Below are 13,594 nucleotides of genomic sequence, written 5' to 3'. Positions count from 1 at the left end.
CCGAGGGGCCCTGATTCAAATACGTGGATCAGCCAGCTTTGCGCGCCCGAAAACCCAGCGCAGCAAGCCCCAGTCCGAGAAGTGCCAGTGAACCCGGCTCCGGAACCTTGGCTACCAACGAGACGTTGTCAACAAAACCGCCCAGGGAGTTGTCGGCACCGTCGGCCTGGAATGAGAGCGCCATGGAGCTTGAGGAGGCCACCATGTCCAGTGTGAAATTAGTCCAGCCATTGGACTGGCTGCGGGTGTAGTTCTCCAGGTTCAGAACCTCGTTGCTTGCGGTAAAGCTCAGCATGTCACCGCCGAACGCATCCCAGAATACATTGATGCCGTTGTCGTTGCTGCCACCATTCGTGCGGGGCTGGTACCAGAAAGACAGGGTGTAGGTTTGCCCGCTCAATGTACTGATCGCTTGGGACATGGTGCTGTTGGTATCGGTTGCGTAGTGCGAGTCCAGCTCCACATATTGGTTGCCGGATTGCGCGTTAACGACCGTATTGCGCTGGATTTCAATGCCGGAGCCGTCGGTGGTGTTCCAGCCGGGAATATCACCGTAGACTGCCCATTGAGAGCCGCTCAGTTCCGGTGCCTCGAAATCTCCATTCACGATCAGGTTAGCTTGCGCTGCCCCGGCCGACAGCAGTCCTGCTGCCAATACCGCTCCCAATGCCTTCATTTTGTACTCCTAAAAGATTGAATATTACTGATTTCAGGTTTCACAACACAATCCGCGCCATAAATCGGAAAACTCAAATATTTCGGATGGTTAAGAGACCTTGAGCCCTATAGGAATTGGCGTTACTTGCTGTTGTGTAAATTAATCCGACGGATCGCGAGGAGCGGCAGGGCGATGATTCTGATGCGACCGTGAGATTTTGCACAGAGGCTGCGAACGGTCGCTGAGTCCTATTTCAATAGTCTTCGCTGAATAGAAACCGGCAGAAAACGAGTGATAAACGCAGCGACGTACGTCTGTGGTGTAACCAGATATCGCGGTCTCGGGCGTGTCGCCTCCGCAGCCTGATAAATCTTTCCGGCAACGTCTAACGCACTGGCCGTAAACGGCTTAACTTTGGCGCCGGGTGCTAGAGCGGCTTCAACAGATTCGTACTTCGATTGCCGCGCGGAGCCGACTTCACTGATCACAGGCTTCAAAGCCGCCAGGGCATGTTCTCTGAACTTTGTCTTCACCGGCCCCGGCAAAACCAGCGACACACTCTCCAGGCTGTTACTGCCACGTTCATCAAACCAGAAGCTGTCGTGAGCGGCGTTCATTGCTGACTTGGCAGCGCAGTACGCGCCTTTCATTTTCTGTGGCACGATGGCCAACACGGAGCTAACGGCGATGACCCGCAAGGGGACATTGTGCTGTTCACACAGTTCCAGGCAGACAGAGGCCAGCTTGATCGGCCCGAACACATGCGTACTGAATTGCTTCTGCCACATGGATTCAGACAGGTCCCGAACCGCACCGAACTGGCCGTAACCGGAATTGTTCACCAGAACGACTCGCTCGGCATTTGCGATTTCGGTGTCCAGCGCCATCGCAAGCCCTTCGATTTGCTCAAAGGACTCGAGATCCAGCGCCAGCTCCAGATCGGCGGGCGTGGCGCCATTCGGCTCGCGACATAGAGCAATCACCCGATAGCCTCGCCGGGCAAAGAGGGCGCAGGCCTCGTAGCCGATTCCGGTGCTGGCACCGGTGATCAGGGCTAGTTTGTTCATAGAGAGACAGCGGTCCCGCCAGATTCTGCCGATTCAAACAGCGCCGACATCACGCGGTGGCATGCAATGCTTCGCTTTGGCCACTCGTCTTCCAGCTTGCCCACCAGCACATTATTTGAGAACCGCTCAACCAGCTTCACCACGTGGTCGCAGGCTTCGACTTCGTATTGGGTGTCTTTGCCTTCGACGTCGCCCACAACGTAGTGGGTGCTGCCGGTGAACTTCTCACCGTAGGCGGCGAAGTTGCCGGTGCGGCCCTGGCCGCCCACCAGGTCATCAACGCGTATCAGGCCGGCGTCGCCGACGGTTTCAAACTGGGAGCGGTGGGCCAGTTCAACGCCCGCGTCGAAGGTGGCCATGCGGCCGCCGGAGAACCATAGGGTGCCGCCACAGGCGACGATGGTGTCCACGGAGTTTTTGGAGACGTGGGTCATTTGTACTTTTTCCGGCAGTTCGTAACCGAAGCTCCACATAATCGCGCCGATCGGGTACCAGCCCTGGTCGCCGAAACAGCCCATGGGCTCGCGGTTCTTATCGGTGCGGCCGTTGCCGCCCTCGTACCATTCCTTGTCCGGGGCTTTGAAGGTGAAGGCGCTGGTGACTCGTTTTACGTCGCCGATGTCGCCGTCCGCCACGTGTTTTTCCAGTGCCTGGGTGCGGTTGCTGTGCAGCCACATGGTGCCGTCCATGAACTGGACCCCGTTCTGTCGGCACACCTCAATGGCGTCTTCCACGCCGTCTGCAAATGGCTTCTCGGCGTATACGTGTTTGCCGGCCTGGGCCGCTTTTTTAATCCACTCATTGCGCAACGCAGTGGGCACGGGCAGATAGACTGCGTCGATGCTGTCATCGGCCAGTAGCTCATCGTAGGAGCCGAAAGCCTGCGGCACGGTGTGCTCGTCTGCCCAGGCTTGAGCGCGGTCGAGAGAGCGGCTGGCGATTGCGACCACGTCGGCGTTGGCTGCGTCGTGCATTCCGGCGACAACTTTGGTGGCAATTTCGGCGGTACCGAGGATTCCCCAGCGGACTTTGCGATTTTCCATGGTCAGTCTCCCATCCAGTTTTCGTATCTGGTGTGAATGCTTGCTGGTAAACGACGCAGCGACGGTTGGTGCTGTTACACTAACCGTGAACTCTACGTTCATAAACTCTGTTCAGCGTAATTGTGGTGAGTTGTTGGGGACGAATAAGGTAAAAGCCAACCTTCGGCGCGTAGCGGTCTACGGCACCCTGAAAAAAGGCCAGTCCAATCATCAGATTCTGGCCGGTGCCCTTTACGTCGGCCACTGCCAGTTGAATCAGATTACCCTGTACGACATCGGGCCTTATCCGGGTGCGAAGCTGCGCTCCAGCGACGGGGTCGATGTGGAGGTCTATGACGTCAATGCCGAGACCTTCGACCGACTGGATGAACTGGAAGACTACAACGCGCAGGCGCCGGCGTTGGGTCTTTATGACCGTCGCGAGCTTGAAACGTCGTTTGGGGCCGCCTGGATTTACCTGTACAACCCCGATGTGTCCGGGCTTGACGAAATTATTAGTGGTGGCTGGCCTCGCCAGATTGGAGGGCTTTAAAGCCCGTGCTTGACCGTTGGGTTTGGGATTACTAGGCTCGATTTCAGCGACACCAGCTGCAGCTGAGCTTATAAAAATATGAAAAATTTCATGTTGGATGCCGTGGATATCCGCATTTTGAGCGCGGTTCAGCAGCACGGACAAGTCAGTAAAACACGGCTTTCAGAGCTGGTGAATTTGTCGCCCACTCCCTGTTTGATTCGACTTGAAAGGCTTAAAAGCGGCGGTTACATCACGGGTTATCGGGGCGTGATCGCCATCGACAAAATCGTTGATCTGACAGAAGTGTGGGTCGCGATTTGGCTCAAGACTCATAACCGGGCCGAATTTCAACGATTCGAATATTATATTCAGGGTATCGATGAAATCGTTGAATGCAGCGCGGTCGGTGGCGGGGCTGATTATGTCATGAAAGTGGTCACCACCAGTCTTCAAAAATTTCAGGGCCTGATAGACGAACTGCTCAATCAGGAACTGAATATCGATCGCTACTATGTTTACTTCATTACGCGAAGTGTGAAATCGAAGCCTATTAGCGTGTCGAAGCTGATGGCAATGAAAAAACAGCCCTGACAACGGCTTGATGGTTTGTATTCGGATCGTCAGGTAATTGGATTCAGGAATCCCGGTTCCGGAAGCGCGTTCAAACGACAACAGGCAGTGACCGTATTGGCCAACAGGCAGGCTATGGTCATCGGGCCGACGCCACCCGGCACTGGTGTGATTGCCCCCGCAACCTCTTTCACTGATTCAAAGTCCACATCGCCGACCAAGCGTGTTGTCCCGTCTTCCTGTTCGACGCGATTGATACCCACGTCGATCACCGTTGCGCCTGGCTTGATCCAGTCGGCCTGAACAAATAGCGGTTTCCCTACGGCAGCTACGACGATATCCGCACTGCGCAAGATGTCCGGAAGGTTGCGCGTCTGCGAATGAACCACAGTGACCGTGCAGTTTTCTGCCAGTAACAGTTGTGCCATTGGTTTGCCAACAATGTGTGAACGGCCTGCCACAACGGCGTTCAACCCCGTCAAAATGCCGCAATACTCCCGAATCATCATAAGGCACCCCAACGGAGTGCAGGGCACCATAGCCTTCTGCCCGGTCGCAAGCAGCCCGACATTAGAGATATGAAAGCCGTCTACGTCCTTGGATGGGTCAATCGCATTGATCACCAACGCTTCGTTGAGGTGGGGCGGCAAGGGAAGCTGAACCAGGATGCCATGTACCGCCGGGTCGGCATTGAGTTGATGGATTAGCGCCAACAGCTCGGCTTCGGAGGTGTCTGCCGACAACAGGTGCTCGTAGGAGTTCATGCCTGCTTCGACGGTGTGCTTTCCCTTGGAGCGGACATACACCTGAGACGCTGGATCATCGCCAACCAAAACGACCGCCAGGCCTGGAGTGATCCCATGTTGTTGCTTCAGGCCATGGGTATAGTCTTTGACCTGCTCACGCACCGTGGCTGCGAATGCCTTGCCGTCAATGATTTGTGGACTCATGGGAGCCTCATCTTTGTTCATGCACCCTGTAGTAATGGGTAACCTTCGTCAGCGGAGACCGGCCGACCAGCGGCTTTTGCGTTTTCAATGACCCATTGGGTGGTCACGCCAACCCCACCTAGCGGGAAGAAATGCACCTGCTCGATCCCGAAGTCCGGGTGGCGCTGTTTGTGAGCCGCCAACTCGTGCAGAAATTCGGTGGGTTCATGGGGAAGCATCAGCCTGGTTATGTCCTTCGCCCTGCGTTGCAGTACCCGCATGCTGGGACCTATACCGCAAGACAGGGAGTATTTAATCAGGGTGTGGAGCTTTGCCGGCCCTGCCACCCCGATGTGCAGGGGCAGATCAATACCTTCGGCCGCCAGCCGGTCGGCCCACGCGATTACTGGCGCCGAAGAAAAGCAGAACTGGGTAGTCAGCGCCACCCGGGCATCGGTTCGCTCTGAGAACGCCTGCTTCCACCTCAGGGATTGCATCACCATCCGGTCGGAGCCATCGGGATCGATATCGCGGTTGCTTTCAGGATGGCCTGCAAAGTTCAGGTGCTTGAAGCTGTCGAAAAGCCCCGTTTCGACCAATTGCATGGAATCGGCGAATTCACCAATCGGCGAATTCATGCCACCGCCCAGCAGCAAGCCCTGATCCACGCCTGCCTCGCCCTGGTACCGGGTGATCCACTCGGCCAGTTCGGCCTTGTTCCTGATCAGGCGAGCAGGGAAGTGGGGCATAACCGGGAAGCCTTCCTCAGCCACCCGTCGCGCGGTGCGAACCATGTCGTCGATTGAGGTGCCGTCGATATGAGCAATGTAGACGCGGGTGCCAGCAGGCAGAATGTCGCGGAAACGCTCCACTTTGGCTGCGGTTCGCGGCATCACTTCAATCGAATAGCCGCTCAGGAAGTCTTCCAGCAACCCAGAGTTTTGATGCTCCGGGTTATCGGAGTCGGGTTTGTGAAGAAATGATCGCAGCCCCATAAAATCGATCCTGCCGATAAGTGAATGATGGGTTGGCTACACGGGCGACTCAAGCCTGGGCAAGAAGCCTCGCCGGTGGCATTGGTTCGTTCACTGCCTGTTTTGGAGATATAGCCACAGCGATTTGCTTCTTCGGATCATAGAACGGCTTGTCGACAACGGTGGCCGTGGTTCTTCCGTAAGGCGTCTCGATGTCGAAACGGGTGCCGGTTTCCGCGAAGTCCACGCCAACCATGGCCAGGCCAATGTTCTGTCTGAGCCGCGGGGAATAAACCGCAGAGGTCACCTTGCCAGCCGGTTTGCCGTTTGCCTCCAGCGCCCAGAACTTGACGTTGGGGCCTGCCAGCGCAGGGCCATCGATCACAACCCCCACTTGCTTGCGAGACACGCCCTGGTCCCGGATGCGTTTGAGTGCTGCCTTGCCGATGAAGTTGGCCTCGATATCCAGGTCCACCAGGCGGTCCATACCCAACTCATAGGGGTTGGTTGTGATATCCATATCGGCGCGGTAAGACAGCATGCCGCCCTCAATCCGGCGAATGGTCGAGGTGTGGCCCGGCTTGAGTCCGAACGGTGCTCCGGCGGCCATGATCTTTTCCCACAGCTCTTCACCTTTGGAGTCATCCAATAGATACAGTTCGTAGCCAAGTTCGCTTGACCAGCCGGTGCGGGAAACAATGACCGGAATACCGTCGATGTCGTATTCGCGCAGCCAGAAATAACGCAGATCATTGATGCTGTCGCCAACCAGTGCCTCCATGATTCGGCAGGACTCCGGGCCCTGGAGTTGAAGCGGCGACACGTCCGGTTCGAAGATCTGAACATCCAGGCCGGAGTTGATAGCCACGCCCTGTGCCCACAGCAAAATGTCGCTGTCTGCCAGGGAAATCCAGAAGCGATTTTCTTCCAGGCGCAACATGATTGGGTCGTTCAGAATTCCACCCTCGGCGTTGGTAATCAGCACGTATTTGCACTGACCGACCGCGCATTTTGAAAGGTCGCGTGGCGTCAGTAACTGGGCGAATTCTGCGGCGTCGGGACCGGTGATCTCGACCTGGCGCTCAACGGCTACATCGCAAAGAATGGCCGTGTTAACCAGGTTCCAGAAGTTCTGCTCGGGGTCACCGAAATCGCGGGGGATGTACATATGGTTGTACACCGAGAACCCTTTGGCTCCCCAACGCACGGTGGCATCGAAGTAGGTCGACTTGCGAATCTGTGTTCCAAAACCAAACTCTTTTTGTTCTTGTGCGGCCATACCTTGCTCCTCCCATGTTGTGCGTTCACGCCGGGAAACGGCGCGAAAGAAGTGCCTGACCTGGGTACAGGATATGAGAAATCTGGATCAAGAGAGATCTAAACAGAGGCTGTAAATATGATGACTGGACTAGTTTTTTTCGGTGTTTAGTCTGTTTGGTCTAAGGCGCTATGGCTCATGCATTTACAGCGCCTGTCCAACGCCGGTTTTGGCACGATAGCGGGCTCCAGGGCTTGCCCGACAATTCAGAATCATCTGGCGACAAACTGACAGGATGTGCTTCAATGATTTGTAGCTAATCAGGCCAGCCATGATGGCTGTCTCGTGTGTACTTCAGGCCTGGATAATAACAATGACTACAGACGAAATAAGCGGCAAACGCCGTCGCGCTTCACTGCGTGGCCGTCAAACCGACCCCGTCATTCTGGCAGAGCTTCGGGATTTGATCGGTGACGAACGTATTGAACCGGTCTTGCGCCACCGCGATCGTCTGATAGAGCACCTGCATGTCTTGCAGGATACCTATGGTTGGCTGTCCATGGGCCATCTTCGTGCACTCTCGGCATTCATGAATGTGCCGATGGCCACCGTTTATGAAACGGTCACCTTCTATGCCCATTTTGACGTAATCCACGACGAGCAGGCGCCACCGCCTGAGACAACGCTGCGCGTGTGTGACTCGCTGTCCTGCCAGTTGGCCGGGGCAGAGGCCCTGCGCCAGGCGCTGGTTGACGGCGCTGACCCTGAGCAGGTGAGGGTCCTGCGTGCACCCTGCATGGGCCGTTGCGACACAGCGCCGGTGGTGGAGGTTGGCCATCACCATGTTTGTCATGCCGATTCGGACAAGGTGAACGCGGTTGTCCTGAGTGGGCAGACTGAGCCGGAATCAATCCGATGGCAGGGCCTGGCGGATTACCGCTCGGTGAATGGTTACGGGTTGCTCACTGACTGCCGTGAAGGCCGTGTGAGCGTTGAATCACTTGCCGGGGAACTGGAGCAGGCCGGCCTTCGGGGACTGGGTGGCGCCGGATTTCCGACTTTTCGCAAATGGCAGGCGGTCAGGGCCGAACCCGGCCCACGCTATGCGGTCATTAATGCGGATGAGGGTGAGCCCGGCACCTTCAAGGACCGTTATTACCTGGAACGTGAGCCCCACGTTTTCCTGGAAGGGGCGCTGGTCAGCGCCTGGGCTGTCGAGGCTAAGGCGCTGTACATTTACCTGCGGGACGAATACCCCGGCCTGCACCATGTGCTGAAACAGGCCATTGCGGAGCTGGAAGAAGCCGCCATTGTCGAGCCGGGCTTCGTCATCCTGCGCCGGGGCGCCGGCGCTTACATCTGCGGCGAGGAATCGGCGCTGATCGAATCCCTGGAGGGCAAGCCGGGCAAGCCCCGGCATCGCCCGCCGTTTGTTGCCCAGAAAGGTCTGTTTGACCGTCCCACCCTGGTCAACAATGTCGAGACGGTTTACTGGATTCCGCTGATCCACGCCCGGGGCGCGGACTGGTTTGCCGGCCAGGGGCGGCATGGTCGAAAGGGGCTTCGGAGCTTTTCGGTTTCTGGGCGGATTGCTAATCCGGGGGTGCACGTTGCACCGGCAGGCATCACGCTCAATGAACTGATCGACGAATACTGCGGCGGCATGGCGGAAGGGCATCGCCTGCTGGCCTATCTGCCCGGTGGGGCCTCCGGCGGCATATTGCCGGCCAGCAAAGCAGACATTCCGCTGGATTTCGACACGCTGCAGGAACACGGCTGCTTCATCGGCTCCGCTGCGATCATCGTTCTGTCTGACCAGGACGATCTGGCGGCAGCGGCGTCTAACCTGTTGGCTTTCTTCGCCGACGAGTCGTGCGGGCAGTGCACGCCTTGCCGTGTGGGTACCGAGAAAATGCTCACCCTGCTGGAGCGCGACCGCTGGGATGAGGAAACGCTCCAGCAGTTGGCCAGTGTGATGGCGGATGCCTCTATTTGCGGCCTTGGCCAGGCGGCACCGAATCCGGTGTTGAGCCTGCTGCGAGACTTCCGCAGCGAACTCGCCAACAGCAACCTGATTGCGAAGGGTTAGACAGCCATGAGCGAAACGAGAACAGCCATGAGCAAATCGACCGAAAGCTTCACCCTGACGCTGGACGACGTTGAGGTTCAGGCCTTCGCTGGGGAAACCCTGTGGCAGGTGGCCAAGCGCGCTGGCGAGACCATCCCGCACCTCTGTTTCAAAGACGCCCCGGGTTATAGTTCCGACGGCAATTGCCGCGCCTGCATGGTGGAAGTGGAAGGTGAGCGTGTGCTCGCCGCAAGCTGTATTCGCGAAGCTGCCCCCGGCATGGTGGTGCGAAGCGCCGCATCCGGCCGTGCCCAGAAAGCCCGGAAAGCGGTGCTGGAATTGCTGCTGGCCGATCAACCTGACAGGGATAACAGCCCCGACCGCTCCAGCCATCTATGGGATACGGCCGATCAGCTGACCATTGATGCCAGTACCGTGCGCCAACGTTTACCTGCTCGTTCAGACCGTGACGAACCCACGGTCCACCACGTCACTCCGCGATCGGATCAACTGGCCCATGCCGAGGGCCACGATCAAACCCACTCGGCCATGAACGTGAATCTGGACGCCTGCATTACGTGCGGATTGTGCGAGCGCGCCTGCATCGAGGTGCAGGGCAATGACGTAATCGGGCTGGCGCATCGCGGGGCCGCATCCAAGGTGGTTTTTGATTTCGATGATCCCATGGGAGACAGCACCTGCGTGGCCTGCGGTGAATGCGTTCAGGCCTGCCCGACAGGGGCCCTGATGCCCGCGACGCTGATGGATGCTGAGGGCCGGGGCGATTCCGCCGTGGCCGACCGCAAGGTGGACTCCGTCTGCCCCTACTGCGGCGTTGGTTGCCAGCTGACCTATCACGTGAAGGACGAGCCGTCCCAGAACGGGGAAACACAGGGCCGTATCCTGTTTGTGGAAGGGAAGGACGGGCCCTCAAACCAGGGCCGGCTCTGTGTGAAAGGCCGCTTTGGTTTTGATTATCCCGCACACCCGGCAAGGCTTACGCGGCCTCTGATCCGACGGGAAGGCGTGCCCAAAGGTATGGACCCGGATTTTGATCCGGCCAAGCCGCTGACTCACTTCCGCGAAGCAAGCTGGGAAGAGGCACTGGAACTTGCAGCAACCGGGCTGACCCAGCTTAAAGAGCAGCACGGGCCAAGTGCGCTTGCGGGCTTTGGCAGTGCCAAATGTTCCAATGAAGAGGCCTGGCTGTTCCAGAAGCTGGTGCGCACCGGCTTCGGCTCCAACCACGTGGATCACTGCACCCGGCTTTGCCATGCCAGCTCGGTGGCGGCGTTGATGGAATGCCTGGGCTCGGGCGCCGTGACGGCCTCGTTCATGCAGGCACTTCAGGCGGATGTGGTGATCCTTACCGGCTGCAACCCGGCGGTCAATCACCCGGTGGCCGCTACCTACTTCAAGCAGGCGGCACGCAACGGCACCAAACTGATCATTATCGACCCCAGGGGGCAGTCACTGGATGCCTATGCCTGGCGCAGCCTGCGTTTTTCGCCGGGAGGCGACGTGGCGCTGTTCAACGCCATGCTTCATGTGATCATTGATGAGGCACTCTTTGACCGGGCTTACATTGATGCCCATACCGAGGGCTTCGAGGCACTGGCGGCCAGCGTTGCGGAAATGTCGCCAGAGGAAATGAGCCCGCTCTGCGGTGTGGAACCCGAGGCGATTCGCGAAGTGGCTCGTGCTTACGCGCAGGCTGACAAGGCCATGATTTTCTGGGGCATGGGCATTTCCCAGCATGTGCATGGCACCGACAACGCCCGCTGCCTCATCTCCCTGGCACTGACCTGTGGACACACGGGGCGGCCCGGCACAGGATTGCATCCGCTGCGCGGCCAGAACAACGTCCAGGGCGCCTCCGATGCGGGCATGATTCCCATGGTACTGCCGGATTACCAACCGGTCGGGGATACCCAGCTGCGCGCCGCTTTCGAAGAACTCTGGCAAACCAAACTTGATCCTGAACCGGGACTCACGGTTGTCGAAATCATGGACGCTATCAAGGCGGGTACCATCAAGGGCATGTACATTCTCGGCGAAAATCCGGCGATGTCCGACCCGGACCTGACCCACGCCCGGGAAGCGCTTGCGTCCCTTGAGCACCTGGTGGTGCAGGACCTGTTCGTGACGGAGACCGCCCAGTTTGCCGATGTCATCCTGCCCGCTGCCGCCTGGTCGGAAAAATCAGGTACCGTCACCAACACCAACCGTCAGGTGCAAATGGGCCGTGCCGCGCTGTCGCCACCGGGGGAGGCAAAGGCCGATTGGTGGATTATTCAGGAAATGGCCCGGCGTTTCGGGTTGGGCTGGAACTATGCCGGCCCAGAGCAGGTGTTTGCCGAAATGAAGCAGGGCATGCACTCGCTCGACCATATCTCCTGGTCGCGCCTGGAACGTGAAGGCTCTGTGACTTATCCCTGTCCTGCGGACGATGCGCCGGGGCAGGACGTTGTCTTCTCCGATGCGTTTCCACGCGCCGGGGGCCGGGCCAAACTGTCGCCCACACGGCCGCTGCCGCCCGACGAGCCGGTGGACGAGGCCTATCCCATTGTTCTGACCACCGGGCGGTTGCTGGAGCACTGGCACACCGGCGCCATGACCCGTCGAAGCCGGGTGCTGGATGAGCGCGAACCGGAAGCGGCGGCCTATCTGGCGCCGGCGGAACTGGATCGCCTGGGTGTTGCGCCGGGCAATGCCATCCAGGTTGCTACCCGGCGAGGCAGCATTACTCTGACAGCCAGGGTCGACCAGGCCATGCCCGAAGGGATGGTGTTCATACCCTTCGCGTTTGTGGAGGCAGCCGCCAATGTGCTCACCAACCCGGCGCTGGACCCGTTTGGGAAGATTCCGGAATTCAAGTACGCCGCGTGTCAGTTGAGCCCGGCTTAACTCTGACGCATCAATCGCCGATCCAGTTTTCCTGGTCGACGATTCGTTTGAGTTTATAGCCGAGAAACCGATACTCGCCCCAATGCTGAAAGGCATTCTGGGCGTCTTTGGGATCGAGGCTTTGCTGACGCAGGTACGCACTGACTTCCGAGTCGACCGGCAGGGTCTGAAAATCTCTGAGAAGCATCATGGTGTGCGCGGCGGCATAGGGCCCGATACCCTTCAGCGATTTCAAATACTCGTAGTCAACGATGCCTTCGCGGGCAGAACCATCGATGTGGATGACGTCGTCTTGCAGCAATTGATGGGTCACCGTATCCACGGTTTTGGCTCTGAAACCCAGCTTGCATTCCTCGGCCATCCTGGTCGGGCCAATAGCCTGGAGTTGCTCTGGTTCAGGGAACAGGCCCTCAGCCAGATTCACCAGTGAGGCGACCATGGATCTGGTCTGTTTCCAGGTGGTATTGATGGTGCAAACGGTTTTAATGAGATCCTCGTAAAAGGTGTCGCCGCGCAGGAATCGCCCGCCTCCGGAACGGATAAAGCGGGCAATGTCGGTGTCGTTATGATCGCAAAGCGAGAGAAACTCTGACGGGTCCCAGTCAAGATGCAGCCAGCGGGACACGCGTTCTTCAACAGCGGCGGTGTCGGATGAGGATGTTTCGATCAACAGCTGTTCTGCGACCGGTTGTTGCACCTGCACCCACTCCGCGCCAGGGCCAAGCCTCACCGTCCGTTCAAGATGCTTTCCATCCCAGCACCAGGGCGCAAGCTGGCACCAGCCGTGGCTCTCCACGGTCATGCGCAGATTGAACGGTTGCTGTAGATGCAAGGGGAAAGTGGTGGTCATACTTCGTGCTGCTCCATGGGAAAACGAATGGTGCTGCCGCCATCAAATCATATCGTCCACGTCACCGAAACAGGGCCATCCTTGCATGGCCCTGAAACAGGCTTTCGTTAAACTGGTAGGATGCAAATCTTGTGTTCCCGTACGAGTCGTACTCTTTGCTCAACCAGATGAGAGCGAGGAACTCGCTAACAGGCTCGTTTTTAACGTTTGCAAACAGGAGACCGATGAATGGCCGACGAAGATACCCTTCAAGCTCTGAAAATCGCCTACACGTTTATGCCGCACCCAATGGAAGTGAATCGGTTCGAGTACGGCGACGATGCCGACCGGGTGCTGGCCCAGGTGAATTTTGTTCGGGAAGTGCTGACCAGCCATGGCATCGATCCCGAAGAGGTCAGCGGCGATATTAACCCGGATTCAGAGCCGAATTCCTGCTATTAGCGCTGCTGGATTCGCTCGAGTCTTTCCTGGGGCGCTTTGGCGTCTTTGGCTGCGGCTGCCGTACCGGATGGATTCGGGTTCATGGCCACCAGAACGATGGTGAGAATGGCAAAAAGCAGGGGCACAATCAGGCCGGCGATTTCGACGGAATCGAATTTAACCGGTTTGATTTCCGGCACGGCTGGGGAGATTTTGCTGGTGTGTTCCATGGGATGAGCCTGTGCCGGGTAGATTGCCTCTAAAGCGCGAATAATAGGGGCTGTAAGGCCGGCAGGCAATAAGGAAATTGGTAAATTTCGGTTTACCTGTGCTGCG

General features: G+C 58.0%; 14 protein-coding genes. 5 read left to right on the top strand and 9 right to left on the bottom strand.

The genetic code is table 11. The features are described from left to right. Positions 1-28: 28 nt before the first annotated feature. The 3 genes from QLQ17_RS12085 to QLQ17_RS12075 form a co-directional block, all read right to left on the bottom strand. A complete protein-coding gene (locus tag QLQ17_RS12085; RefSeq protein ID WP_283209832.1) occupies positions 29-676 on the bottom strand; it encodes a DUF642 domain-containing protein in 648 nt (215 codons plus the stop codon). Positions 677-906: 230 nt separating this feature from the next. Continuing rightward, entirely contained in the window at positions 907-1,725 is an 819-nt protein-coding gene (locus QLQ17_RS12080) for an SDR family NAD(P)-dependent oxidoreductase (RefSeq protein ID WP_283209831.1), read from the bottom strand. After that, entirely contained in the window at positions 1,722-2,768 is a 1,047-nt protein-coding gene (locus QLQ17_RS12075; protein ID WP_283209830.1) for a Gfo/Idh/MocA family protein, read from the bottom strand. The genes QLQ17_RS12080 and QLQ17_RS12075 overlap by 4 nt, the downstream gene beginning before the upstream one ends. 133 nt (positions 2,769-2,901) lie before the next feature. Here QLQ17_RS12075 and QLQ17_RS12070 point away from each other — a divergent pair, with 133 nt between their 5' ends. Beyond that, a complete protein-coding gene (locus QLQ17_RS12070; RefSeq protein WP_283209829.1) occupies positions 2,902-3,300 on the top strand; it encodes a gamma-glutamylcyclotransferase family protein in 399 nt (132 codons plus the stop codon). 78 nt (positions 3,301-3,378) lie between these two features. Continuing rightward, on the top strand, positions 3,379-3,873 hold the full coding sequence (locus QLQ17_RS12065; protein WP_283209828.1) for an Lrp/AsnC family transcriptional regulator: 495 nt from the start codon (positions 3,379-3,381) through the stop codon (positions 3,871-3,873). 29 nt (positions 3,874-3,902) lie between these two features. On the opposite strand, the gene folD is transcribed toward QLQ17_RS12065, so the two are convergent. The 4 genes from folD to QLQ17_RS12045 all read right to left on the bottom strand — a co-directional run bounded on the left by folD (position 3,903) and on the right by QLQ17_RS12045 (position 7,346). Next, positions 3,903-4,802 carry a bifunctional methylenetetrahydrofolate dehydrogenase/methenyltetrahydrofolate cyclohydrolase FolD gene (gene folD, locus QLQ17_RS12060; protein WP_283209827.1) on the bottom strand — a complete coding sequence of 300 codons (900 nt, stop codon included), beginning with the start codon at positions 4,800-4,802 and terminating at the stop codon, positions 3,903-3,905. Between the two features lie 17 nt (positions 4,803-4,819). Further along, positions 4,820-5,776, bottom strand: a complete 957-nt coding sequence (locus QLQ17_RS12055) for a hypothetical protein (RefSeq protein WP_283209826.1) — start codon at positions 5,774-5,776, stop codon at positions 4,820-4,822. A gap of 49 nt (positions 5,777-5,825) precedes the next feature. Further along, complete coding sequence (locus QLQ17_RS12050) at positions 5,826-7,034, bottom strand: glycine cleavage T C-terminal barrel domain-containing protein (protein ID WP_283209825.1); 1,209 nt, start codon at positions 7,032-7,034, stop codon at positions 5,826-5,828. A gap of 183 nt (positions 7,035-7,217) precedes the next feature. Continuing rightward, positions 7,218-7,346: a hypothetical protein gene (locus QLQ17_RS12045; RefSeq protein ID WP_283209824.1), complete on the bottom strand. Its 129-nt coding sequence runs from the start codon at positions 7,344-7,346 to the stop codon at positions 7,218-7,220. Positions 7,347-7,386: 40 nt separating this feature from the next. Here QLQ17_RS12045 and QLQ17_RS12040 point away from each other — a divergent pair, with 40 nt between their 5' ends. Together QLQ17_RS12040 and fdhF are read left to right on the top strand one after the other, a co-directional pair. Then, positions 7,387-9,102: an NADH-ubiquinone oxidoreductase-F iron-sulfur binding region domain-containing protein gene (locus tag QLQ17_RS12040; protein ID WP_283209823.1), complete on the top strand. Its 1,716-nt coding sequence runs from the start codon at positions 7,387-7,389 to the stop codon at positions 9,100-9,102. 27 nt (positions 9,103-9,129) lie between these two features. Next, on the top strand, positions 9,130-11,988 hold the full coding sequence (fdhF, locus tag QLQ17_RS12035; protein WP_283209822.1) for a formate dehydrogenase subunit alpha: 2,859 nt from the start codon (positions 9,130-9,132) through the stop codon (positions 11,986-11,988). Positions 11,989-11,998: 10 nt separating this feature from the next. On the opposite strand, the gene QLQ17_RS12030 is transcribed toward fdhF, so the two are convergent. Next, positions 11,999-12,838: a DNA glycosylase family protein gene (locus QLQ17_RS12030; protein ID WP_283209821.1), complete on the bottom strand. Its 840-nt coding sequence runs from the start codon at positions 12,836-12,838 to the stop codon at positions 11,999-12,001. 228 nt (positions 12,839-13,066) lie between these two features. Between QLQ17_RS12030 and QLQ17_RS12025 the strand changes: the two genes are divergently transcribed. Then, entirely contained in the window at positions 13,067-13,279 is a 213-nt protein-coding gene (locus tag QLQ17_RS12025) for a penicillin-binding protein (protein ID WP_283209820.1), read from the top strand. Here the strand turns inward: QLQ17_RS12025 and QLQ17_RS12020 are convergent. Then, positions 13,276-13,488 carry a hypothetical protein gene (locus tag QLQ17_RS12020; RefSeq protein ID WP_283209819.1) on the bottom strand — a complete coding sequence of 71 codons (213 nt, stop codon included), beginning with the start codon at positions 13,486-13,488 and terminating at the stop codon, positions 13,276-13,278. The genes QLQ17_RS12025 and QLQ17_RS12020 overlap by 4 nt on opposite strands. Positions 13,489-13,594: the final 106 nt, after the last annotated feature.

Origin of the sequence: Marinobacter sp. CHS3-4, assembly GCF_030053415.1 — a bacterium.
Taxonomy (GTDB): domain Bacteria; phylum Pseudomonadota; class Gammaproteobacteria; order Pseudomonadales; family Oleiphilaceae; genus Marinobacter.
The sequence above is the reverse complement of the archived record's forward strand: the minus strand, read 5'-3'. Positions and strand labels throughout refer to the sequence as shown.